The sequence below is a fragment of the Pseudomonas syringae pv. cilantro genome (assembly GCF_001293775.1).
Lineage (GTDB): Bacteria > Pseudomonadota > Gammaproteobacteria > Pseudomonadales > Pseudomonadaceae > Aquipseudomonas > Aquipseudomonas syringae_P.
In genome coordinates, this window is record NZ_LGLN01000086.1 from 69,102 (window position 1) to 93,929 (window position 24,828).

16 protein-coding genes are annotated in these 24,828 nt (G+C 61.8%); 5 read left to right on the forward strand and 11 right to left on the reverse strand.

Going from position 1 to position 24,828, the window contains the following annotated elements; translation table 11 throughout:
- Positions 1-29: 29 nt before the first annotated feature.
- Entirely contained in the window at positions 30-3,419 is a 3,390-nt protein-coding gene (mscK, locus tag ABJ99_RS24155; protein ID WP_054087945.1) for a mechanosensitive channel MscK, read from the forward strand.
- A 60-nt stretch (positions 3,420-3,479) separates the two neighbouring features.
- Here mscK and ABJ99_RS24160 read toward each other — a convergent pair whose 3' ends face one another.
- Genes ABJ99_RS24160 through ABJ99_RS24180 form a run of 5 tightly spaced genes read right to left on the reverse strand, consistent with a single transcriptional unit; the run spans position 3,480 to position 9,636 of the window.
- Entirely contained in the window at positions 3,480-5,213 is a 1,734-nt protein-coding gene (locus tag ABJ99_RS24160; protein WP_054087946.1) for an acetyl/propionyl/methylcrotonyl-CoA carboxylase subunit alpha, read from the reverse strand.
- Positions 5,210-6,814 (reverse strand): 5-oxoprolinase subunit B/C family protein, encoded by a 1,605-nt coding sequence (locus ABJ99_RS24165; protein ID WP_054087947.1) that lies wholly within the window; start codon positions 6,812-6,814, stop codon positions 5,210-5,212. The genes ABJ99_RS24160 and ABJ99_RS24165 overlap by 4 nt, the downstream gene beginning before the upstream one ends.
- A gap of 9 nt (positions 6,815-6,823) precedes the next feature.
- Positions 6,824-7,621, reverse strand: a complete 798-nt coding sequence (locus ABJ99_RS24170) for a putative hydro-lyase (RefSeq protein WP_054087948.1) — start codon at positions 7,619-7,621, stop codon at positions 6,824-6,826.
- Positions 7,622-7,623: 2 nt separating this feature from the next.
- Positions 7,624-8,388: a LamB/YcsF family protein gene (locus ABJ99_RS24175; protein ID WP_054087949.1), complete on the reverse strand. Its 765-nt coding sequence runs from the start codon at positions 8,386-8,388 to the stop codon at positions 7,624-7,626.
- Between the two features lie 15 nt (positions 8,389-8,403).
- Positions 8,404-9,636 (reverse strand): NRAMP family divalent metal transporter, encoded by a 1,233-nt coding sequence (locus ABJ99_RS24180; protein WP_007252022.1) that lies wholly within the window; start codon positions 9,634-9,636, stop codon positions 8,404-8,406.
- A 253-nt stretch (positions 9,637-9,889) separates the two neighbouring features.
- Between ABJ99_RS24180 and ABJ99_RS24185 the strand changes: the two genes are divergently transcribed.
- Together ABJ99_RS24185 and selO are read left to right on the forward strand one after the other, a co-directional pair.
- Positions 9,890-10,564, forward strand: coding sequence for a GntR family transcriptional regulator (locus ABJ99_RS24185; RefSeq protein ID WP_080378305.1), 675 nt, complete (start codon positions 9,890-9,892; stop codon positions 10,562-10,564).
- A gap of 112 nt (positions 10,565-10,676) precedes the next feature.
- Positions 10,677-12,140, forward strand: a complete 1,464-nt coding sequence (gene selO / locus ABJ99_RS24190) for a protein adenylyltransferase SelO (RefSeq protein ID WP_054087950.1) — start codon at positions 10,677-10,679, stop codon at positions 12,138-12,140.
- A 380-nt stretch (positions 12,141-12,520) separates the two neighbouring features.
- Here selO and ABJ99_RS24200 read toward each other — a convergent pair whose 3' ends face one another.
- Genes ABJ99_RS24200 through pilG form a run of 6 tightly spaced genes read right to left on the reverse strand, consistent with a single transcriptional unit; the run spans position 12,521 to position 22,502 of the window.
- On the reverse strand, positions 12,521-13,039 hold the full coding sequence (locus ABJ99_RS24200; RefSeq protein ID WP_054087952.1) for a chemotaxis protein CheW: 519 nt from the start codon (positions 13,037-13,039) through the stop codon (positions 12,521-12,523).
- Positions 13,032-18,989, reverse strand: a complete 5,958-nt coding sequence (locus ABJ99_RS24205) for an Hpt domain-containing protein (RefSeq protein ID WP_054087953.1) — start codon at positions 18,987-18,989, stop codon at positions 13,032-13,034. Before ABJ99_RS24205 ends, ABJ99_RS24200 begins: the two co-directional genes overlap by 8 nt.
- A 47-nt stretch (positions 18,990-19,036) precedes the next feature.
- A complete protein-coding gene (locus ABJ99_RS24210; RefSeq protein WP_054087954.1) occupies positions 19,037-21,079 on the reverse strand; it encodes a methyl-accepting chemotaxis protein in 2,043 nt (680 codons plus the stop codon).
- Positions 21,080-21,125: 46 nt separating this feature from the next.
- Positions 21,126-21,665 carry a chemotaxis protein CheW gene (locus ABJ99_RS24215; RefSeq protein ID WP_054087955.1) on the reverse strand — a complete coding sequence of 180 codons (540 nt, stop codon included), beginning with the start codon at positions 21,663-21,665 and terminating at the stop codon, positions 21,126-21,128.
- A 14-nt stretch (positions 21,666-21,679) separates the two neighbouring features.
- The gene (pilH, locus tag ABJ99_RS24220) at positions 21,680-22,045 is read right to left on the reverse strand and encodes a twitching motility response regulator PilH (RefSeq protein ID WP_003377196.1); all 366 of its coding nucleotides are present in this window, start codon (positions 22,043-22,045) and stop codon (positions 21,680-21,682) included.
- A 46-nt stretch (positions 22,046-22,091) separates the two neighbouring features.
- Positions 22,092-22,502, reverse strand: a complete 411-nt coding sequence (gene pilG, locus ABJ99_RS24225; protein ID WP_007252030.1) for a twitching motility response regulator PilG — start codon at positions 22,500-22,502, stop codon at positions 22,092-22,094.
- A 246-nt stretch (positions 22,503-22,748) separates the two neighbouring features.
- Here pilG and gshB point away from each other — a divergent pair, with 246 nt between their 5' ends.
- Positions 22,749-23,708, forward strand: coding sequence for a glutathione synthase (gene gshB, locus ABJ99_RS24230; protein WP_054087956.1), 960 nt, complete (start codon positions 22,749-22,751; stop codon positions 23,706-23,708).
- A gap of 169 nt (positions 23,709-23,877) precedes the next feature.
- Positions 23,878-24,780, forward strand: a complete 903-nt coding sequence (locus ABJ99_RS24235) for an energy transducer TonB (protein WP_054087957.1) — start codon at positions 23,878-23,880, stop codon at positions 24,778-24,780.
- Positions 24,781-24,828: the final 48 nt, after the last annotated feature.

Genomic DNA, 24,828 nt, shown 5'->3' on the forward strand with positions numbered 1-24,828 from the left:
CCACACGTACCATCATGCGACCGGTGTCTATGTTTTCCCTGCGTTCCATTTGTGCTGCCGCACTGTTTGCGCTCTGTCTGTCTACGTTCCCGGCGCTGGCCGCCGACCCGCCCACCGCTCAGTCGGTACAGCAAAGCCTTGACAAGATTGCCGACCGCAAGCTGTCGGATGCCGATCAGAAGGCCTTGCAGCAGGTGCTCGAGCAAACGCTCGGATTCCTGACCAGCAAGGAAGACAGCGAGCAAAAGCTCAAGGCACTCAAGCAACAGCTCAACGAAGCGCCCAAACAGACCGCCGAGAACCAGCGCGAGCTGGCCCGTCTGAAGGAAAGCAAGGTCGTGCCTGTCGCGCAACGTTACGGCGGCCTCGACGTGCCGCAGCTGGAGCAACTGCTCAGCCAGCGCAGCACCCAGCAAAGCGACCTGCAGAAAGAACTCAACGACGCCAACAGCCTGACCATCACCGCTCAGACCCGGCCGGAGCGAGCGCAGGCTGAAATCAGCGCCAACCAGACGCGCATCCAGCAGATCAACAATATCCTCAAGAGCGGCAAGGATAACGGCAAGACCCTTAACGCTGACCAGCGCAACCTGCTCAATGCCGAACTGGCGTCGATCAACGCGTTGAACCTGCTGCGTCGCCAGGAGCTGGCCGGCAACAGCCAGTTGCAGGACCTGGGCGGTAGCCAGCATGACCTGCTGACGGAGAAAATCACCCGCCAGGAACAGGAAATTCAGGACCTGCAAACCCTGATCAACGACAAGCGCCGCGCCCAGTCGCAGAAAACCGTGGCCGAACTGTCGCTTGAAGCGCAGAAGTCCGGCGGCAGCAGCCTGCTGGCGACCGAAAGCGCTGAAAACCTCAAACTCTCCGACTACCTGCTGCGCGGCACCGATCGTCTCAACGAACTGACCCAGCAAAATCTCAAGACCAAACAGCAGCTCGACAACCTGACCCAGACCGATCAGGCCTTGAGCGAGCAGATCAACGTCCTGAGCGGCAGCCTGCTGCTGTCGAAGATTCTCTACAAACAGAAGCAGTCCCTGCCGCATCTGGAACTGGACAAAGGCCTGGCCGACGAAATCGCCAACATCCGTCTGTATCAGTTCGATATCAATCAGAAGCGCGAGCAGATGAGCACGCCGAACGCTTACGTCGAACGCCTGCTGGCCACGCAACCGCCCGAGAACGTCACGCCGCAACTGCGCAAGACCCTGCTGGATCTGGCGATTACCCGCAGCGACCTGCTGGAGCGCCTGAACCGCGAACTGAGCGCGCTGCTCAACGAATCCATCACCCTGCAACTGAACCAGAAACAACTGACCAGCACCGCGCAGGGCCTGCGTGCCACGCTGGACGAGCAGATGTTCTGGATTCCCAGCAACAAGCCGCTGGATCTCGAGTGGTTCCAGAACATCTGGCCGCGCCTGGAAAAACAGGTCGCCACCCTGCCCTGGACGTCGAGCCTCAGCGAGCTGTCGGACGGCCTGACCCAGCGGCCCTTGCTGTTTCTGCCGCTGTTGCTGCTGATCGGCGTGCTGACCTGGCGGCGCAAGGCGCTGTACCAGAAGCTCAACCGGCTGCATGCCGACATCGGCCACTTCAAGCGTGACAGCCAGTGGAAAACACCACTGGCCCTGCTGATCAACGTGTTGCTGGCGATGCCGGTCGCGCTGGGGCTGGCGCTGTGCGGCTACGCCCTGCAAATCGACGCACGCGGGCAAAACGCCAACCTGGGCGAGGCCTTGCTGCAAATCGCCCTGGCCTGGCTGGTGTTTTATACCGCCTATCGTGTGCTGGCGCCGCAAGGCGTCGCGCAACTGCACTTCCGCTGGGAGACGGCGCAGGTCGCCTTCCTGCGTGGCTGGATTCGTCGTTTGGGCCTGGTGGTGCTGGCGCTGGTGGCCGTGGTCGCAGTTGCCGAACACCAGCCTGCGGCACTGGCCGACGATGTACTGGGGATCGGCGTGGTATTGACCTGTTACGCGCTGATGACCTGGCTGCTCGGCCGCCTGCTGATCTCAAGCCCCACGCACCACAACGCTTCGCTGTTCCGCAAGGCCATCGGTGTGGCGTTCACGGCATTGCCTGTGGCGCTGTTTCTGGCGGTGTGCTTCGGTTATTACTACACCGCGCTCAAGCTCAGCGACCGGCTGATCGACACGCTGTACCTGATGATGATCTGGCTGATGGTCGAAGCGACCTTCGTCCGTGGCCTTGGCGTCGCGGCACGGCGCCTGGCCTATCAGCGCGCACTGGCCAAACGTCAGGCGGCGAGAGAAAGCGGCGACAGCGATATTCCGGTCGAAGAGCCGAAACTGGACATCGAACAGGTCAACCAGCAGTCGCTGCGCCTGATTCGACTGGCCTTGCTGGCCGGTTTCGTCGGCGCGCTGTATCTGGTCTGGGCCGAACTGATCACCGTATTCGCCTACCTCGACAACATCATCCTTTACGAATACACCAGTGGCGCCGGCGCCAACATGAGCATGGTGCCGATCAGCCTGAGCGATTTCCTGGGCGCCGGTGTGATCATCGTTATCACCTTCGTGCTGGCGGGCAACCTGCCCGGCCTGCTCGAAGTGCTGGTGCTGTCACGCATGAACCTTGCGCAGGGCAGCGCCTACGCCACGACCACGCTGCTGTCCTACACCATCGCCGGCATCGGTTTTGTGACCACGCTGTCGACGCTGGGCGTGAGCTGGGACAAGTTGCAATGGCTGGTCGCCGCGTTGTCGGTCGGTCTGGGTTTCGGCATGCAGGAGATCTTCGCCAATTTCATCTCCGGGATTATGATCCTCTTCGAACGTCCGGTACGGATCGGCGACACCATCACCATTGGCGCGCTGTCGGGTACGGTCAGCAAGATTCGCATTCGCGCCACGACCATCACCGACTTTGACCGCAAGGACATCATTGTCCCGAACAAAACCTTCATCACCGGCCAGTTGATCAACTGGTCGCTGACCGACACCGTGACCCGCGTGACGCTCAAGCTGGGCGTGGATTACGGCTCGGACCTGGAACTGGTGCGCTCCCTGCTGCTGCAAGCCGCACGAGAAAACCCCCGGGTACTCAAGGACCCTGAGCCCATCGTCTACTTCCTGAACTTCGGCGAAAGCACCCTCGACCACGAACTGCGCATGCACGTACGCGATCTGGGCGACCGCAACCCGGTGCTGGATGAGATCAACCGCTTCATCAATCGCGAGTTCAAGAAGCAGCACATCAACATCTCGTTCCGCCAGATGGAGATCTACCTCAAGAACACCCAGGGCCTGGAATACAAACTGGTGCCCGCCGAGCCGAGCGACAAGAACGGTGCGCCGACCGGGCAAACGACGCTGCAACCGGTGGACACCAAAGTGGCCCCGGCGACCAAAGATGCGCCAGAGCCGCCGGAGTTGCGGCTGGATTGAGAAGACTGACAGTGTGCGTCGACCGGGCTACCGCCCGTTCGACGCGCACTAGCGATTAAATCAGGCCTCAACCCGCCCAATCACCACCTTCGCCTCCAGATACCCTCCAGGCTCCTTGCTGATCTGCACGCTTCCGGCACACGGTGCCAGTATCGTTGTTTCCATCTTCATCGCCTCCATGATCGCGATCACTTGACCGGCCTCTACCGTCGCACCGTCTTCAACCGCCCAGGCATGCAGGTTGCCCGCTACCGGGGTCAGGACTGCGCGCGGGTCCGGGGCATCGGCAGCTGGCTGGCTGGCGTCAGCCGGTGCGGCAGCGTTCAGGCTCATGCCAGCCAGCAGCGCAGCGGGCAGGCCCAGTTCGTGGCGTTTGCCGTCGATTTCGACGAAAGTGCGCAGCACGCCGGGATCGACTGGCGCGCTGGTGCGTGGCGCGATAGTGACCTGTTCGGCGAAGTCGGTTTCGATCCAGCGGGTGTGGACGGCGAAGGTGTCGGCAGCGGTGAAGTCAGCGTGATCCATGACCGCCCGATGGAACGGCAGCACGGTGGCGACGCCTTCCACCTTGAACTCGGCCAGGGCGCGACGGGCGCGGCTGATGGCCTGTTCGCGGGTTGCGCCGGTGACGATCAGTTTGGCGATCATCGAATCGAAGTTCGGTGATACCCGCGAGCCTTCGGTTACACCGGTGTCCAACCTCACGCCCGGCCCGGATGGCGGCTGAAATACGTCGATGCTGCCCGGCGTCGGCAAAAAGCCGTTGCCTGCATCTTCGGCGTTGATGCGGAATTCGAAGCTGTGGCCGCGCGGTACAGGCGTGCCGTCGAACGACAACGGCAAGCCATCAGCGACGCGCAATTGCTCGATGACCAGATCGATACCGCTGGTTTCTTCGGTGACCGGGTGCTCCACCTGCAAGCGGGTGTTGACCTCCAGGAACGACAGCGTGCCATCGCCGCTGAGCAAAAATTCCACCGTCCCGGCACCGACATAACAGGCTTCGGCACACACCGCACGGGCCGATTCGTGGATACGCTGGCGCAACTCATCGTTCAGGTAAGGCGCTGGCGCTTCTTCGATCAACTTCTGGTTACGACGTTGCAGCGAGCAATCGCGGGTGCCGACAACCACGACCCGACCGTGACGGTCAGCGATGATCTGCGCTTCAATGTGCCGTGGACGGTCCAGAAAGCGCTCGACGAAGCATTCGCCACGGCCAAACGCCGACACCGCTTCGCGCACTGCGGACTCGTAAAGCTCGGCAACTTCATCGAGCTTCCAGGCGACCTTCAAGCCACGACCGCCCCCGCCGAACGCCGCTTTAATGGCAATCGGCAGGCCGTGCTGCTCGGCAAAGGCGATCACTTCAGAGGCGTCGCTCACCGGGTTTTCAGTGCCCGCCACCAGCGGCGCGCCAACTTTCAGCGCGATACGCCGGGCCTGAACCTTGTCACCCAGGGCGTCGATGGTCGCAGGATCAGGACCGATCCAGGTCAGACCGGCGTCAATCACCGCACGGGCAAATTCGGCGCGTTCCGAGAGGAAGCCGTAGCCGGGGTGAACCGCGTCGGCACCTGCACGCGCAGCCACCGCCAGCAGTTTCTCGATGTTCAGGTAGGTGTCGGTCGGGCGCTCGCCCTGCAAGCCATACGCTTCATCGGCCTGGCGCACGTGCAGCGCATCCATGTCGGCATCGGCATACACCGCCACCGAAGCGACCCCGTAGTCACGGCAGGCACGGGCAATACGAACGGCAATTTCGCCACGGTTGGCAATCAGAACCTTCTTCATCTGTTATGGGTCTCGTCTGAAGTGGCGGGGCACACTGGCTCGAAGGCACCCAGCGGGTTGAAGCGAATGCGGGCATTGACCGGAATCTGCCCGGCCTTGTCCAGATGGTAGGTGGCAACTGCGCCGATGACCGGGTAGCCACCGGTCAGCGGGTGATCGGCCAGGAACAGCACCGGCTGACCACTCGGCGGCACCTGAATCGCGCCGACCGTGGTGCCTTCGCTGGGCAGTTCGCCAGTGATGGCGCGGGTAAGTGACTGTTCGCCCGCCAGGCGAATACCGATCCGGTTCGACTGCGGCGTCACAAGCCAGGTCTGTTGTGCCAGCAGTTGCTGCGCCTCGGCGGTGAACCAGTCGCTGCGCGGGCCCATGATCACATCCAGCGTGATGACCTGATCGGCACGCGGCATGTCGAACGCCGGTTGTTCGGCAGTCGACACCGCAGGGCCGCCGGTTCTGCGCTTGAAGCCCAGCCGGTCACCGGCCGCCAGCGCTACGGGGCCAACCTGGGCAAGCGTGTCAGTCGACAGGCTGCCAAGCACGGGCGCCTGCACGAAACCACCGCGAACCGCCAGATAGCTGCGCAGCCCGGCAGTCGGCGAACCGACGCTGACCTGATCGCCGTTTTGCAAAACGAACGGCGAATACAACGCTGGGTGTAGTCGCTGGCCGTCAGCTGTCAGCACCTCGACAGGCACCTCGGCGCCGGTGATCGCCACCACAGTCTGGCCCTGACAGCTAAACGTCAGGCCGCCCATGAGAATTTCCAGGCACGCCGTGCCCGGATCGTTGCCGACTGCGCGATTGGCCGCACGTAATGCGCCACGGTCCAGCGCGCCGGAAGCAGAAACGCCCTGCCCGGCCTGACCGGGTCGGCCCAAGTCCTGAAACAGGGTTTGCAGGCCCGGTGTAACGATCTGCAAATAGTCCTCGGTGACCGTCGAAGCCTGCTGACGAGCGGGTGCAGGCACAGAAACGCGGGTCGCCGGCAGCGGACCGGCGTCTTGAAAGCGCACGCGATAACCCGGCTGGAGCAGCGCGGGCTCGTCGCGCTGCAAATCCCACATTCTGGTTTCGGTCACGCCGATGATTTGCCAGCCGCCGGGGCTGGCCTGTGGATAAATGCCACTGAAACCACCGGCCAGCGCCACTGCACCAGCCGGAATACGCGTGCGTGGCGTGCTGCGCCGGGACACCACAAAACCGGCACCGCCGCTGAGGTAGGCAAAACCGGGCGCAAAACCGCAGAAGGCAACGTTGTAGTCGCTGCCGGTGTGGCGCTTGATCACTTCGTCGATGCTGATATCCAGCTCGCGGGCGACATCGGCCAGGTCTTCGCCGTTGTAATGCACGGGTATTTCAACCAGCTTGCCGGGCTCGCGAGCGATACCGCGAATGTCACGCGAGGCAATCTGCGCCGCCAACGCGCCGGAACCGATAGCGGACGGGCGAAAATGCACCAGCAGTGTCCGTGCGGCCGGAACGATTTCTTCCACGCCCGCGATGGGCTGCTGCTGTAACGATTCGAACAGGGCCAGGGTCTCGTCCAGATTCGACAGTTCAACCAGGAGCGCATCCAGGTTGGCCGGGTAGAAACGCATGAGCCTCTCCTATACGTGGTAGTAGCTGTCCGGAATATCGGTAATGAACATGTGGCCCGGCGCGTGGGAAATCGCAAACGGCACGCGGGAGGCCATGACCACCGCTTGCGGCGTCACACCGCAGGCCCAGAACACCGGAATCTCGCCGGGCTTGATGGTCACCGCATCGCCGAAGTCCGGACGCGCCAGGTCTTTGATGCCGAGCAGTTCAGGCTCACCGACGTGCACCGGCGCACCATGTACACCGGGGTAGCGCCCGGTGATCCGCGCCGCTTCAGCGACCCGGTCTGCCGCGATGGGCCGCATCGACACGACCATTTCGCCTTGAAGACGACCGGCCGGCCGACAGATTCGGTTGCTGCGGTACATCGGCACGTTGCAGCCCTCACTGATATGCCGCACATCGATCCCGGCGTTCATCAGGTCAGTTTCGAAGGTAAAGCTGCAGCCGATCAGAAAACTCACCAGATCGCTGTGCTGTGCCCAGATTTCGCGAGCGTCGCTGATTTCTTCGGCCAGTTGGCCGTCGCGCCAGACCCGATACAGCGGCAGGTCGGTGCGCAAGTCGGCCTGTTCGGCCAGCAGCGTGGTGTAGCTGCCCGGCTCGGTCACATCCAGCACCGGGCAGGCCTGCGGATTGCGCTGGGCGAACAGCAGGAAGTCATACGCCCAGTCGCGGGGCAGCGTGATCATGTTGCACTGGGTCAGACCGGGCGCCTGGCCAGCGGTCGGCGAGACAAAGCCTTCGCGATAGCGAGCGCGGGCTTCGATAGCCGCCTGGCGGGCGTGTTGCAGTGTGCTGTTCATGATCAGCCTCGACTGAATGCGCGGACGGTGACACCTGCTTCGTGCAGGCGGCTTTTCAGGATGCGTGCGATGTTCACCGCGCCCGGGCTGTCGCCGTGGACGCAGATCGAATCGGCTTGCAGGCTGATCTCGCGGCCGTCCTCTGCTTCGATCACGCCTTCGCGCACCAGCCGCAGCATGCGCTCGGCGATCAGTTCGGCATCGTGCAGCACGGCACCGGGCCGCGAGCGGGACACCAGCGTGCCTTCAGCGGTGTAGGCGCGGTCGGCGAAGGCTTCGGCGACGCAGGACAACCCGGCCTCGCATGCCCAGCCGAGCAGCGGTGAGTTGGCCAGGCACACCAGCTTCAACGTGGGATCAATGCGCAACAGCGCCTGAATGACCGCCGCGGCCTGACGCGGGTCGCCTGCGATGGTGTTGTACAGCGCGCCATGGGGTTTGACGTAACTGACGGACGTCCCGGCGCTGCGGGCCAGGCCTTGCAGTGCGCCGATCTGATAAATCACATCGGCCATCAACTGATCAGTCGGAATGTCCATGTTGCGCCGGCCGAACCCGACGAGGTCCGGATACGCTACGTGCGCACCGACCGAGACGCCCCGCGTGGCAGCCGCTTCAAGGGTGCGCAGGATGCCGGCCGGGTCGCCGGCATGGAAGCCACAGGCAACGTTGGCGCTGCTGACCACGTCGAGAATCGCTTCGTCGTCGCCCATGCTCCAGGCGCCGAAGCTTTCGCCGAGGTCGCTGTTCAGGTCTATCGCAGGCATTTCTTGTTCTCCGAATCAGGCTGCATTGATAAAGGCAAAGATGGGACCGACTGACTTGAACGCCATGTACCACGACAGCAGACAGGTCAGCACGCCCAGCACCAATAGCCAGCGCGGGTAGTGATAGCCGTCCATCATGTCGGACCGGCGCCAGCCGACGTACATGAAAATGCTCAGGCCGAGCGGCAGGATCAGGCCGTTGAAACCGCCCGCGAACACCAGCAATGCGGCCGGTGGCTTGCCCCACAATACGTATACGACCACGGTGATCAGAATAAAGCCGACCGTCGCCAGATTGCGCGCCCGCTCGGTGATGCGTTTGGAGAACACCGTGATGAACGACATCGACGTGTAGGACGCGCCGATCACGCTGCTGATACCCGCTGCCCAGAGCACCAGACCGAACATGATCAGGCCGAAGTTGCCAGCCGCCGCAGTGAACGCCTGAGCCGCAGGGTTGGCGCCTTTGCCGGACACATCGATGACGACGCCGCTGGCGACCACGCCGAGAATTGCCAGAAACAACACGTAACGAACAATCCCGGTGACCAGAATACCGGTCAGCGCCGCCTTGGACACCACGTCGATGTTCTCGACTCCGACCGTGCCGCGATCAAGCAAGCGGTGAGCACCGGCGTAAGTGATGTAGCCGCCGACCGTGCCACCGACGATGGTGGTAATGGCGGCGAAATCGACCAGATCCGGCAGGATAGTCTGGCGCAACGCCTCACCCAGCGGCGGATGCGAGGCAAAGGCAGCGAAGAGGATCAGGCAGACCTTCAGAGTGCCCAACACCATCATGATGCGATCCATCGCAATGCCTGCGCGATGCGAGGAAAAGATCGCGATGGCAATCAATGCACTCAAGGCACCGCCCCACTTGGGGTCGAGGCCGATCAGCGCGTTGAGGCCCAGACCCGCGCCGGCAATGTTGCCCAGACTGAACACCAGCCCACCGAAGATCACCAGCACCGCCAGCAAGTAGCCGCTGCCCGGAATCGCTGCGTTGGCCAGGTCGGCCGCGCGCATTTTGGTCAGCGTGACGATGCGCCAGACGTTCAGTTGCACCACAAAGTCGATCAGGATCGACGCCAGAATGCCGAAAGCAAATGCGGCCCCAAGCGTCGCGGTGAACGTGGCGGTCTGGGTCAGAAAACCGGGGCCGATGGCAGAAGTCGCCATCATGAAGATTGCGGCAATCAATGAGGCGCGTCGCGCCTTGGTGAACTCATTGGCAGTCTGTGTCACGGCGGCATTCCTGAGGTGAGAGATACTCTGCCTGAGCAATGAGCATGCCAAAGGTCACTCAGCAGCGCCAAGCTGTAGATGCATAAAGAAAATATTGTTGAACAATCCAATCTCTATACGCCCTTCAAATGCACCACGTTGTTACGCTTCCCCTCATGGGTGCTACTTGATGAAGCACATTTCACCCATCTTCCTTGCCAGCCACCAAGCTCTCGTGGAATATCAAAGCCGCTTTTCTCTGACTGGATCCTTTATGAACGACGTCCCGCTCTCCGTGCCCCGAACGCGTGGAGAATCCCTCACCCAGGAACTGCGCAAAATGCTGGTGGAGGGCGAGCTGGTCCCCGGGCAACGCCTGTCGGAGGCGGCACTGGCGGACAGCCTGCAAGTTTCCCGCAACACCCTGAGAGAGGCGTTTCGGGTATTGACCCGCGAGGGCTTGCTCAAGCACGAACCCAACCGTGGCGTGACGGTGGCCGAACCGGATATGGCGTCGATCATCGACATCTACCGCGTGCGCCGTTTCATCGAATGCACGGCCATTGCCCAGGGCTACCCGCAGCATCCGGGCGTGCAACACATGCGTGAAGCGGTCGACGCCGGCATCAAGGCCCGCGAAGCCCGTGACTGGGTGGCGGTCGGCACTGCCAACATGATGTTCCACAAGGCGATCGTCGAACTGGCGGACAGCCCGCGACTGGTCACGTTTTACGGGCAGATCTCAGCCGAATTGCGCCTGGCGTTCGGGCTGCTGAACAATCCCGAACTGCTTCACTCGCCTTATCTCGACATGAACGCCGCGGTTCTGGGCCTTCTCGACGCTGGCCAGACCGATGAAGCGACGCGCATGCTGGAAGATTATCTGGTGCAATCGGAACGCACGGTGCTGGCCGCTTTCCAGCGCAGCCGGACCGGCAGTCAGACCTGACGCCTGATTGCCAGAACTCCCGCTGATGGCATGGGTCTACGGGTTCTGATCGATGGCACCCGCCCGCCGTTCCATGACACGCCTGACACTCCCCCTCTGGAGGCGAAACGCTTTGAAAGCCCTCGACGAACTCGTTTTCGACAACCGCTTTGCCCGCCTGGGCGATGCGTTTTCTACCCACGTCTTGCCCGAACCTATTGATGCGCCACGTTTGGTAGTCGCCAGCGAATCAGCCTTGGCGTTGCTGGACCTGGACCCTGAGCAGGCCGATCTGCCGCTGTTCGCGGAGATTTTCAGCGGTCACAAACTATGGGCCGAGGCAGAGCCACGGGCGATGGTTTATTCGGGCCATCAGTTCGGTTCCTATAACCCGCGTCTGGGCGATGGCCGTGGCTTGTTGCTGGGCGAGGTCTACAACGACGCGGGCGAGCATTGGGACCTGCACCTCAAGGGCGCCGGCCGCACGCCGTATTCGCGAATGGGCGATGGGCGTGCGGTGCTGAGGTCTTCGATTCGCGAGTTTCTGGCTTCCGAAGCGCTGCATGCGCTGGGCATTCCGAGCAGCCGCGCTGGCTGTGTGATCAGCTCCAACACACCGGTGTGGCGCGAAACCCAGGAATATGCCGCCATGGTGCTGCGTATGGCGCAGAGCCATGTGCGTTTCGGCAGTCTTGAATACCTGTTCTACACCAAACAGCCGGAACAGCTGAAGACGCTGGCCGAGCACGTGCTGACACTGCATTACCCGCACTGTCAGGAGCAGCCGGAGCCGTATCTGGCGATGTTTCGCGAGATCGTCGAGCGTAACGCTGAACTGATCGCCAAGTGGCAGGCTTATGGTTTCTGCCATGGGGTGATGAACACCGACAACATGTCGATTCTAGGCATTACCTTCGACTTCGGGCCGTTTGCGTTTCTGGATGATTTCGACGAGCACTTCATCTGTAATCATTCCGATCATGAAGGCCGTTACTCCTTCAGCAATCAGGTGCCCATTGCGCAGTGGAACCTCAGCGCGCTGGCACAGGCCTTGACGCCGTTCATCAGTGTGGAGGCGTTGCGCGAGGCGATTGGCCTGTTCTTGCCGCTGTATCAGGCGCACTACCTGGACCTGATGCGTCGTCGCCTGGGGCTGACGGTGGCCGAGGAGCAGGATGACCAGTTGGTCAGTCGGTTACTGCAACTGATGCAGAACAGCGCGGTGGATTACACACTGTTCTTCCGCCGCCTGGGTGATCAACCGGCCGCAGAAGCGCTACGCACCTTGCGCGACGACTTTGTCGACATCAAGGGCTTCGATGGCTGGGCAGAAGCGTACCTGGCGCGTATCGGTCGCGAAGACAATGGCACCGAGCAAGATCGCCAGACCCGCATGCACGCGGTAAACCCGCTGTACGTTTTGCGCAACTACCTGGCGCAAAACGCCATCGAAGCAGCAGAACAGGGCGACTACGCAGAAGTTCGCCGCCTGCACCAAGTGCTCTGCACCCCCTTCACCGAACAACCCGATATGGAAGGCTATGCCCAACGTCCACCGGACTGGGGCAAGCACCTGGAGATCAGTTGCTCGTCGTAAGGCTTTTGATCCTCGTGCCAGCGCTCCGCTTTCAACAACATACAAAAGCCCTGTAGGAGTGGACTTGTCCACGAAGACTGATTATCAAACACCGAATACATCGTTGAAAAACCGCCCAGGTATCATTTAAAAATACATTATTTGTGTATGCCGAGTATCAGATGATGCCAAGCATTACGCCTTCGAGGACAAGCGAAGGCGGAGGATCAAACGCTACAATTTCGGCGATTATAACGACCCTTTCGCGGACAAGTCCGCTCTCACAGCCCCATTCCTCCTGCGCCCATCTGCACGTCGTGAGGGCTGGGGTGATACGCAGATTTGTGACGCAGAGCGTCACCCGAGGCATTCCTGCGCTCAGCGTTGTACACAAGTCTGCTTTAGATTTTGGCCGGAGGCCGGAGGAGCGGACCGGGCGACGCTCCTACGCCCTTAGCCTTCGCATCCACCAGCCACTGCTCCAGCCCCTCCAGGTCAGGGATGCGGGCGACGGTTTCGCCGATCTGCACGGCGGCCAGTTCCAGTTCGGCCAGCGGGACGTCGACGTAGCTCAGCTGGCTGTCGACCTTGCAGGAGCGCGGGATGCCTTGGGTCAGCATAGCGATGAAGCGCACGTCGTTACGGGCGCCCAGCGCGTTGAGCACCACGATTCGGGCGCGACCTCCGACCCGTGTGCGTCCTCCGCAGGCAGCTTCGAAGCTGAGCAGCGGCAACGTCAGTTCGCGCCAGCTGATCGGCCCCAGGTACCACTCAGGCGCGTCCGGCCCGGCGCTGCAATCCTGATAGTCGATCAACTCGGCCACCGCAACGTTCGGCACCAGCAGATGGCGGTCGCTCAGCGGTAACAAAAGACCAGTCAGGCTGGTCAGGCGACTGGTCTGGAACGTACCTTCAGACATGAACCTGACTCCAGTAGGCGATGCTCTCCAGCAACACGGTTTCCTGATAAGGCTTGCTCAGGTACTCGTTGACACCCAAGGCCATGGCCCTGTCGCGGTGTTTCTGGCCAGAACGGGAGGTGATCATGATGATCGGCAGACCCTTGAGTTCTTCGTCCTGCCGAATCTGACTGGCCACTTCAAAACCGTCCATGCGCGGCATTTCGATGTCCAGCAGCATGATGTCAGGGGTGTGTTCCTGCAACAGGCTCATGGCGTCTATCCCGTCCTTGGCCGTCAGCACGTGCATGCCGTGCCGTTCGAGCAGGCGGCTGGTCACTTTGCGCACAGTCACCGAATCGTCCACGACCATCACCAGCAGCGGCCTGGCGTGCTCGACCTCGCTGTACGAGACCGGTGTCAGGCCTCTGAACGGCAGGCCTTGCAAGGTACGGATCTGCGCCATCAGGTCCAGAATCAGCACCACCCGGCCATCGCCCAGAATTGTCGCGCCGGAAATGCCCTGCACGCCGGAAAACTGCGGCCCAAGGCTCTTGACCACGATTTCCCGGGAACCGGCCAGCGCATCGACCTGCACAGCCACCCACTGATCCTGCAAATGCACCAGCAAAACCGGCAGCGGCTGCAACTGGCCGACCAGCCTTGGCGGACTGTTGCCCAGCAGTTCGCCCAGATAGCGCAACTCATAGCTGCGGCCGCCGTATTGATAACGCGGCGGGACGGTCTGGTAATAGGCATCCAGCTCGTTGGCCATCACGCGCACGATGCCGTCGACGGTATTGAGCGGCACCGCGTACTGCTCTTCACCACAGGTCACCATCAGCGCACGGTTGACCGACACCGAAATCGGCAGCCGGATACGAAAGCGCGTGCCTTTGCCGGGCACCGAGTCGATGACCATCGAGCCACCCAGCTGCTTGACCTCGGCGTGCACCACGTCCATGCCGACACCGCGCCCGGAAATCTGGGTGATGATCTCGCTGGTGGAAAATCCGGCCTGAAGGATGAACGGCAGCACCTCGTGATCGGACAGGTCGGCGTCCGGGTCGATCATGCCGCGCTTGATGGCCTTGCGCCGCACTGCCGCCAGATCGACGCCCGAGCCGTCATCACTCAGTTCGATGACGATATCGCCGCCCTCGTACATCAGCTCCAGACTGATCCGGCCCTGCTCCGGCTTGCCAGCAGCAATGCGCTTCTCAGTGCTTTCCAGGCCATGATCGACGGCGTTGCGCAGCATGTGCTCCAGCGGCGCGACCATGCGTTCCAGCACGTTGCGGTCCATTTCCCCCTCGGCATTGCCGACCTCGAAATGCACTTTCTTGTGCAGCTCTGACGCTACCTGACGCACCACGCGGCGCAAGCGCGGCACCAGTCGCTCGAACGGCACCATGCGCGTGCGCATCAGACCCTCCTGCAACTGAGTGTTGACCCGCGCCTGTTGCGACAGCAGGGTTTCCGCGTCACGGGTGCGAGCGCCGAGGGTTTCCTTGAGGTCCATCAGGTCGGACGCAGACTCGAACAGCGCGCGCGACAATTGTTGCAACTGGGAATGGCGGTCCATTTCCAGCGGATCGAATTCTTCATAGCCCAAACGCTCGGCCTGAACCTGTTCGCGGCTGAGAATCCGGCCTTGCGTCTCCATATCGAGGCGACGCAGTTGATCGCGCATACGTTCGATGGTGGTTTCCATTTCCACCAGCGCAACCTGCGCGTCGAGCATCTGCTGTTCGATTCGCCCACGAAAAATCGACGTCTCGCCCGCCAGGTTGACCAGGTTTTCCAGCTGCTCGGCGGGCACCTTGACCATTTCCGGACCGCCACGTTCGGCGTCGGGCTCTGCAACCGGCGCAACCGTCACGACGGGTTCCGGAGTGCTCTCCAGCGTAGACGCAACCGCCACTCTGGCACCCGGCTCCAGACTGGCCAGGGCGCGAATCTTGTCGATCAACAAGGTGGCGTCGGGCATCGGCTTGTCAGTGCGCACCGCATCCAGCATGTCGGCCAACACGTCATGACCGCTCTGCAGCAGGCTGATCATCAGTGAATCAGGCTGCATGCTGCCGCTGGACAGCCCTTCGTAAAGGGTTTCCAGCTCGTGCGCGAGATCGCCGATTGGCGCGATCTCGACCATGCGCGCGCCGCCCTTGAGGGTGTGCAGGTCGCGCAGCAGGTTCTCGACTTCCAGCATGTTGTGCGGATCGGCCTGCCAGCGGACCAGCGCTGCGCCTGAGCTCTCGATAATGTCAAAACCTTCTTCGAGGAAGATTTCACGCAGCTCGGTGTCATGCTCGGGCGGTTCTTCGCTCGCCTGAGAGAGCGCCGACGCGTCAGGCTTTGCAATGTGCCGACAGCGACCCAGCGCCGCGATCAGCGCCGAAGGGTCGCTGAGTGCTTCATGCCGATACAGTTGCTCCAGCAGGATTGCCAGATGGTCATGGCTCTGGTGCAGCAGATCGGCCAGCGCCGGAGAGAAGCCGATACGCCGGTCGATCAGGCCTTCGTAAAGATTTTCCAGCTCATGAGCCAGGTCGCCGACCTCGGCCACTTCGGCCATCCGTGCGCCGCCCTTGAGGGTATGCAGGTCACGTTGCAGCGAGCCCAACGGCGCCGGGTTTTCCGGGTCTGCCAGCCAGCGTTGCAGGGCCTGTCCGGCGCTGTCGAGGATGTCGACGGCTTCTTCCAGAAATATCTCGACGATCTCGTCGTCCGGGCTGGGAACCTCGGGCTGCACGGCCTCACGGGCCAGTTGTTCGGTCGCCGTGTTGAGCTCTGTCACACTCAAGGTGTGCTGGCCATCGCTCTTGATCAGACCGGTCGCCGACGGGTCCAGTGCCTCGGCCAGCAGTTCGTGCAGCGCGCGCACGCACTCCGGACGAGGTTCGACATCCTGACCGGCAGCCACCTGATCGAGCATGTTGATCAACGCTTCATGGGCGTGCTCCGCCTCATCGAAAAACCGCTCGCTGACCGCCAGACTGCTTTCTTCGACGGCGCCATACAGGTCAAGCAAGGCCTCGCACAGCTCATCCACCTGGGGCAGATCGGCCAGATGCGCGCCATGCCCCAAGGTGGTCAATTCATCCAGCAGCGCGCTCAGCTCCTGACGCTCTCCAGGATGCTGACGCCAGCGCCGCAGCAGGTTTTCAGCGTCGAGGACGATGTCCATGCCTTCGGCCAGAAAGCTGGCAATCAACTGGGGATTACGCTTGATGCGCAGCCCGTTGTCCGACTCGCGCAGCACTGCGGTAAGCCGGTCGTTGAGCAGCATGCTGGCCGCCTCGATCAACTCGGCCGCACCCGGTATTTCGCCCAGCGGGGTGGTGTCCAGCTGTTCCAGACCGAGGCGCAACAGCGGCTCGGCGCTGCGCAACAGGTTCAGTTCAGGCGTGCCGATGTCGATCAGGTTGGCCTTGTACTCGCGAACCAGTTGATCGAGCGGGCTCGCCAGTTCGGCAATCGGCAAGACGCCGGCCATGTGTGCGCTGCCTTTGAGCGTATGCAGGGCGCGCAGCACGCTGTCGCTGATCGACGGCGAACTCGCTCGCTCGGCAGTGTCGAGGAAGCGGCTCAAGGTGCCCAGATGGCCCTGCGCTTCCTGACGGAAAATCTCCAGTAACTGCGGATCGAGCGGTTCGCCTGAGGCAGGATCGGCAGACCTCGCCAGCGGCGCCGGCTCAAGACCGTTGGCCAGCGCGTGGGCGCGGGCCGCCAGCAGGTCGACATCGTTGCGCTGGCGCTGCGCGTCATCGGCAAAATCGCGGATCACCGACGGCAGCAGCGCCAGCACCTCGTGCATCAGCTGTTGCACCTCAAGGCCCGGCAGCACATTGCCTTCAAGCACCCGATTGAGCAGGTTTTCGACCGCCCAGGCCAGTTCGCTGAGGATCAGCGCGCGCACCATCCGCCCGCTGCCCTTGAGCGTGTGGAACGCCCGGCGCACTTCGGTCAGCGCCGTGCTGTCCCAATGGCCGCCGCTGCTCAGCGAGGCAAACCAGCGCGGCAGGTATTCACGCAGTGCATCGAGTACTTCGTCGGCCTCTTCGAGAAACACATCGCGCAACTCGTCGTCGACCTTCTCCTCGTCAGCGGCGGGCGGCAGCAAGCTGGTCGGGACGTTGCGAGCAGGCGGATTGACCGCAGACACCGGGCTGGCGAGCACCTGAGCGATCGTCTGTGTCGGGCTGACCAGCGCTTTGCGGTCGTCCAGTTCGAGCAGTTCGTCCTGAGTGATGATTTCGTCGAGCAGCGGCACTTCCAGGGTGTCCGCTGCGGGTGAATAGCCCAGCCGCGCCAGGCTTTGCCGGGCCATGTCGAGAATCTGATCGCCCGGTGCCTCGTGGTCTTCGAGCAGGCGCTCCAGGTAGTACTCGATCGCGCTGATCGTGTCGGCCAGACAATCGAGCTGCACCCAGCCTGGCCGGGTGTCGTCGACCAGCAGGTGCTCCTGAATGTATTCGTTGCAGGCCGCAAGCAGGCTCGCCGCGCGTGCCAGCGGAATCATCGCCAGCGCACCGCGCACCTGCACCAGCAGGGCACACAGCGAGTCAAGCCGCTGGCGGTCCCACTCGCCGTCGATGTAATCGACGATCACGTCCTTGGCCTGCTGCAACACGATGCGCGCTTCGCGAATCACCAGTTGATGGATCTGGGTCAGATCGGTGGTCGGCAGGCGGCTTTCTTCAAGGCTGGACGGCTCATTGCTGCCGGCCATGCCGGCGAGGGTCGATTCGACATACAGCAAGGCCCCCGCCACATCCATCAGCGCGGCATCGCTGGGTTCGCGCTGGCCCTGCGCCAGACCCTGCACGACGGTCAGTTGATCGATGATCACCTTGCGCGGCTGGCCAAAACCCAGCACCGCCAGGGTATCGGCAATCTGCCGCAGCGGCGGCAGTAACGCGTTGAGTTCGCTGACGTGCTGACGGTCGCCACGCACGAATACATCGAGCCGCTCTTTGACCCGCACCAGCCCTTCGCACAAGGCCACGATGACCGAGCGCATGGCATCGCGGTCAGGCCCGGCCATCCGAGCGCGCTCTTCATCGACCACGTCGTCGCCGGGCAAGGCATCCGCCAGCGCGTACTGATCCTTGAGATCAAGCATCTTCGGCGCCAGGCTGTCGGACTTGGCGATGTAGAACAGCAGGCTCTTCAGCAATTCTTCAGGCGCGGGCTGATTGATCCCCGCCACGCCCTGTTCGGTCAGACGCTTGAGTTCCTTGTCGGCATCCTTCAGCAGGCTGCGCAGCGCCGGGCTGTTGGTGAAATTGCCATTGAGCATGGTTTCGACCAGTGCCGTGGCGATTCGCCAGAGTGGCCCCAGCGGCGCGTCTTCACACAACTGTTCCAGCCGGGCAAAGACTTTTGCCATGTAACCGAGCTGGGTCTGCACGCCCTGCTCGCGCATCAGGCCGGCCAGTGCGGCCTGTAACGTCTGGCGCAGTTTGCGCAAAAGGTTGAGCAGTTCAGGCGTGTTGCGCCGCGCCAGTGCTTCGTCGTCGAGTGGCGGGACACTGACCAGTTGCGGGGCAAACAGGCTGGTTTCCGACAGCAGGCTTTCGCCCCGCGCACTGCGCAGGTCGTTGAGCAGCGGCAAAACCACCAGCGGCAGGTCGCGACGGGCTGAATGTATGCGGTCCAGATAAATCGGCAGCTGGCTCATGGCCTGAATCAGCAGTTGCTCGGACTCCACAGGATGGCTGACGCGATTCTGCTGCACTGCCAGCGCCAGTTGCTCGATTTCCTCGGCCAGCAGCGCGGCGCCATAGAACTCGATCATTTGCAGGCTGCCGTGAACCTGGTGCACCAGGTCCAGACAGCGGGCCATCGCCGCACTGTCGGCCGGGTCTTCGATGAACGCGTCGAGCGCCTGGCGAGCTTGACGCAGCGTCTCGGCAATCTCGCCCTTGAGCCATTCCAGGGCCACGTAATCGTGACGATCAGCCATGACGATTTCCGCCTGTTATCCCATGAAGAGTGTTCATTTTTTGAACATCATCCGATCTTCTTCGAGGGTGGCAGGGTGAATCCCGAGACCGAGCGGCGCATTTCGCTGGCCATTTTTGCCAGGTTACCGATGCTCTCGGCCGTCGCGGCGGTGCCCGAGGTCGTCTGCGAGGTAGTCTGCTGAATCACGGTCATGGTCTTAGAAATCTGCCCGGCGGACTCGGCCTGTTGATGGGCGGCGTCGGTGATACTTTCGATCAGTTCGGCCAGCACCCTGGAAACCCCTTCGATTTCGCCGAGCGCTACGCCAGCGTCCTGCGCCAGCCGCGCGCCGCGCACCACTTCACTAGTTGTCTGCTCCATGGAGATGACCGCTTCGTTGGTGTCGTTCTGAATGGCGCGCACCAGGGTTTCGATCTGCTTGGTGGCGGACGACGAGCGCTCGGCCAGCCGCTGCACTTCGTCGGCAACCACCGCAAAGCCTCGCCCGGCATCACCGGCCATGGAGGCCTGAATCGCTGCGTTGAGGGCCAGAATGTTGGTCTGGTCGGCAATGTCGTCAATCAGGCTGACAATGTCGCCAATTTCCTGCGAAGACTCGCCCAGCCGCTTGATACGCTTGGAGGTGTCCTGAATCTGTTCGCGGATGTTGTCCATGCCGTGAATGGTGTTGTGCACCACTTCGTTGCCCTTGTTGGCAATCGCCACCGAACGCTCTGCCACCGCCGAGGACTCCGACGCATTGGCCGACACCTGGTCGATGGACGCTGCCATGTCGTTGACGGCAGTCGACGCCGCGCTGATCTGCAACGCCTGATGCTCGGACGCCGCCGACAGTTGCATGGCCGTGGCCTGGGTTTCGGTGACTGCAGAAGCGACCTGTTCAGCCGTCAGGTTGATGGTCACTACCAGTTCGCGCAGCCGGTCGATGGAGTAATTGATGGAGTCGGCAATCGCGCCGGTGAAATCCTCGGTCACCGAGGCCGTCACGGTCAGGTCGCCGTCCGCCAGGCTTTCGATCTCATCGAGCAGACGCATGATCGCGTTCTGGTTGCGCTCGCTCTTCTGCGCGGTTTCACGCAGCTGTCGATTGGTCTCGCGGACCATTATCAGGCCGATCAGGATGATCGACATCAGCGCAAGCAAACCCAGCACGTAGCCACCGACGGTGTTCATGGTGCGGCGTTTGGCAAGGTTTTCCAGGCTGTTGGCGAGCATCGACGTTTCATCGAGCAGGGTTTGCGAGGTGTTGAAGATGTTCCCGGACGCTTCACGCACCTGATACAGCTCGGGCGATGTTTCGAGAATCTCGTCCACCGAACCGGACACGAACTCGAACAGCTCGGCGATCTCCGCCAGTCGCGCGCGCGCGTCGCGGTCTTCGACCTGCGAGATGCGCAGCGTCGCATTGCCTTCCAGCATGCCGTTCAGCACGCGGCCGAACTGGCTGGCGTCGCGGCCAAAGGCATCGGCAGCCTGAACGGCGGTTTCATCACCGGCCAGCACGGTATTCACCGAACCGAGAATCCGTTCGGCCAGCAGCGCCTGACGCTGGGCGACCACCACTTGCGCGGCGGGCGCACGGCTTTGCAGGAGAATCTCGACGACTTTCTCGTATTCGGCCTGCAACTGGGGGATGGTTTCCGCCAGGGTTGCCGCCACCTGGTGCAGCGACAGCACCGTCTGTTCGCTGGCCAGAATCACGTCGGTGCTCTTGCGCAGCCCTTCCCAATCTTTCTGCACGGTGCGCAGCTCGTCGCGGATCAGATCCGGTGCGGCGGGGAGCCCGGTGGCGGGGTCGCCTTTTCTCAGGTAGCCCCAGCGCACGTCGAAATCGTTGCGGGCGTCGGCCAGCAATTTGAACGCCGGGGTTTTGCCCGAAGCTGCTTCGGTGGCGTTCTTGGCAATGCGCTGCGACAGAACGCGCAGTTCGCCAGCATGCCCGATGTATTGCTTGTCGTAATTCGACTGAGTATTGAGGTAAGCAAAGTTGGCGAACAGCAACATGATGAAAACAATCAGCGCGACGAACAGCAGAATAATCTGCGTCCGGCTTCGTGCGCCTTCCAATGACCTGCCTGTATTACCCATCAATCAGGCCCCCGCCTAAATCATATAAAACAAACCGTGCCACACTCTAGGACGCCAGATCCCTGAAATCTTCGGACTGCACGACCGCCCACGGGCTGAACACCTGCCAGACCTGCTCGCGAATGAATTGCCCGCGCAGAAACGGCACCATGCGCTGTTCCACGTCTTGCGGTATCTGGGGTATGAGGCTCGGCTGACTGAAGCGTTGCATGCCGAACACCTCATCCACCAGCAAGCCGGTGAACACATCGCTGTGTTCGACCACCAGTACCCGCCGCTGCCTGCGGACCGGCACCATCTCATGACCGAAGAAGCCGCACAGGTCCATGATCGGCAGCAGCCGGCCACGCAGGTTGGCGACGCCTACCACCCAGGGTTTCACGCCCGGCATGGCGGCATAACGGGGTTCATGGAGAATTTCGGCGATTTCGCCGATAGGCGCCACAAAACGCTGCTCGCCCATGCGAAAACCAATGCCGATCCAGTCCTGCTGATGGGCTTCCTGCAACGGCAGCCCGGCCGCCAGCGAACGGCAACGCCGATCCATGTCCAGCAGCAGTTCAAAGGCGGTACGAGGCTCAGCCATGGTAATCCCGGCAATCAGCCGGCCAGCACCGCGTTCAGGGTTTTCATCAGGGTTTCTTCATCCACCGGCTTGGTCAGGTAATCCCGCGCACCCTGGCGTTTGCCCCAGACCTTGTCGGTTTCCTGATCCTTGGTGGTGATCATGATCACCGGAATATTGCTGGTGTCGGCATCTTTGGTCAGTTGGCGCGTGGCCTGAAAGCCGTTGAGACCCGGCATGACGATGTCCATCAATACAGCGTCAGGCTTTTCCTGACGGGCCAGCGCCACGCCGTCAGCACCGTTCTCGGCTTTCAGCACTTCGTGACCGTGCTTTTCCAGCATGCCGGTGAGTTTGTACATTTCAGTCGGCGAATCATCGACGATCAATATTCGAGCCATGGGTGTTCCCCGTCAGATTACGAGCGCGCGACATCAGGCGCGGGCGTCACGATAGATGTTGTTCTGCTGCAACGAAACCCGGCACATGAGCCTTGATGGCGCTGAGCAGTTCTTCCTTGTTGAAAGGCTTGGTCAAAAACTGATCGGAACCGACAATCCGCCCCTTGGCCTTGTCGAACAGCCCGTCCTTCGACGACAGCATAATGACCGGCGTCGACTTGAATGCCCGGTTGTTCTTGATCAGCGCGCAGGTCTGATAGCCGTCCAGACGCGGCATCATGATATCGACGAATATGATTCGCGGGTGGTTATCGGCAATCTTGGCCAGCGCGTCGAAACCGTCTATCGCAGTGATGACTTCGCAGCCTGCGTTTCTGAGCAGCGTTTCGGCGGTGCGGCGGATGGTCTTCGAGTCATCGATGACCATGACTTTCAAGGCGGAGGCGTGTTGTTCCATAAGCTGCTCTTCCATCGCCGCAGCGAATTTTTTGCGCATTCTGCGAGGCACTGAGAGCCTGACGGTATCGCTTCATTGATCCACAGGGACCGAAGACCGGATGCCGAGCCTTTTTAGCACACTCTCCAGACGCAATCCATAAAGCGCACCGTGGCAGGCCTGCCTCTTGACCGGGAGCACTCGGAGCGCCACCCTGATGCCAATTTTATGGCCGTTGCGGCCCTTACCGATCAGAGGATATTGCCCATGAGCGTTCGCCTAGGGATTGTCATGGACCCCATTGAGCGCATCTCCTATAAAAAGGATAGCTCGCTGGCCATGCTCCTTGCCGCACAGGAACGCGGCTGGTCGCTGTTCTATATGGAACAGAAAGACCTTTACCAGAACGCCGGCCAGGCCCGCGGGCGCATGAAGCCGCTCAAGGTGTTTGCCGATCCGGCCAAGTGGTTCGAATTCGAAGCCGAAGTCGACGCAGGTCTCGACGATCTGGACGTGATCCTGATGCGCAAGGACCCGCCGTTCGACATGGAATTCGTCTACACCACTTACCTGCTGGAGCAGGCCGAGCGCGCTGGCGTGCTGGTGGTCAACAAGCCGCAGAGCCTGCGCGACTGCAACGAGAAGCTGTTCGCCACACTGTTTCCGCAGTGCACGCCGCCGACGCTGGTCAGCCGCCGCGCGGACATCATCCGTGAATTCGCCGAACAGCACGGTGACGTGATCCTCAAGCCGCTGGACGGCATGGGCGGCGCGTCGATCTTCCGCCATCGCGCGGGCGACCCGAACCTCTCGGTGATCCTCGAAACCCTGACCGCCCACGGCACCCAGCAGATCATGGCGCAGGGTTACCTGCCGGCCATCAAGGACGGCGACAAACGCATCCTGATGGTCGATGGCGAGCCGGTGCCGTACTGCCTGGCGCGCATCCCCGCGGCCGGCGAGACGCGTGGCAACCTTGCCGCTGGCGGCCGTGGCGAAGCCCGCCCGTTGACCGACAAGGATCGCTGGATCGCCGAACAGATTGGCCCGACCCTGCGTGAAAAAGGCCTGCTGTTCGTCGGCCTCGACGTGATCGGCGAGCACCTGACCGAAATCAACGTCACCAGCCCGACCTGCATTCGCGAAATCGACAACGCATTCGGCACCAACATCGGCGGCCTGCTGATGGATGCAATCGACAAGAAGCTGCAAGCGCGCAAGGGTTAAGCCCCAGGAGATGGGGCTTTTGTGGGAGCGGACAGGGCGACGTTTCGCTTGTCCGCGAAGACGAGCGGCGTTCCTTCGTCAGAAGCCAAACCGCACATTGCGTTATCATGCGCCACCTGTGACACGACACGGATTTTGACATGCAGGCTGACGAGATGCTGAACCGCCGATGACATCCATGGCCCGAAACGAGCTTCCCCTCGAACTCTCCAACGTCGGTGTGCGCCCCGCTGATCGCCTGGGTTTTACCCTGCTGATCGCGGCGCTGATCCACTTGGTGATCATCCTTGGCGTGGGCTTTACCTACGTCAAGCCGGAGCAGATCTCGCAGACGCTGGAAATCACCCTCGCCACGTTCAAAAGCGACGAAAAGCCCAAACAGGCGGATTATCTGGCGCAGGACGATCAGCAGGGCAGCGGCACGCTGGACAAGGCCGAAACGCTCAAGACCACCGAGCTGGCACCGTATCAGGACACCAAGGTCAACAAGGTCACCCCGCCACCGGCCAGCAAGCCGGTGGTCAAGCAGGAAGCGCCGAAGACTGCGGTTTCCACCAGCGCGCCAAGCCCGCAGAAAACCGTCGCCAAGCGCGAAGAGGTCAAGCCCGACCCGACCACCAAGGCTGCGCCGACGTTTGACAGCTCGGAGCTGAGCAACGAGATCGCCAGCCTTGAAGCCGAACTCTCGAACGAGCAGCAGGCTTACGCCAAGCGGCCGAAGATCCACCGGCTGAATGCAGCCTCGACCATGCGCGACAAAGGCGCCTGGTACAAGGACGATTGGCGCAAAAAGGTCGAACGGGTCGGCAACCTGAACTATCCTGAGGAAGCTCGCCGCCAGCAGATCTACGGCAATTTGCGACTTCTTGTGTCGATCAATCGCGACGGCTCGCTGTACGAAGTGCTGGTGCTGGAATCCTCCGGGCAACCGCTGCTGGATCAAGCCGCACAGCGAATCGTGCGTCTGGCTGCGCCTTTTGCGCCGTTCACCGGCGATCTGGCAGACATCGATCGGCTCGAGATCATTCGCACCTGGAAATTTGCACGCGGCGACAAGCTCTCCAGCAACTGACATTTTTGCCAACCGGTGCTCTACACGTATAAGTGCCAGTTGTCAGGT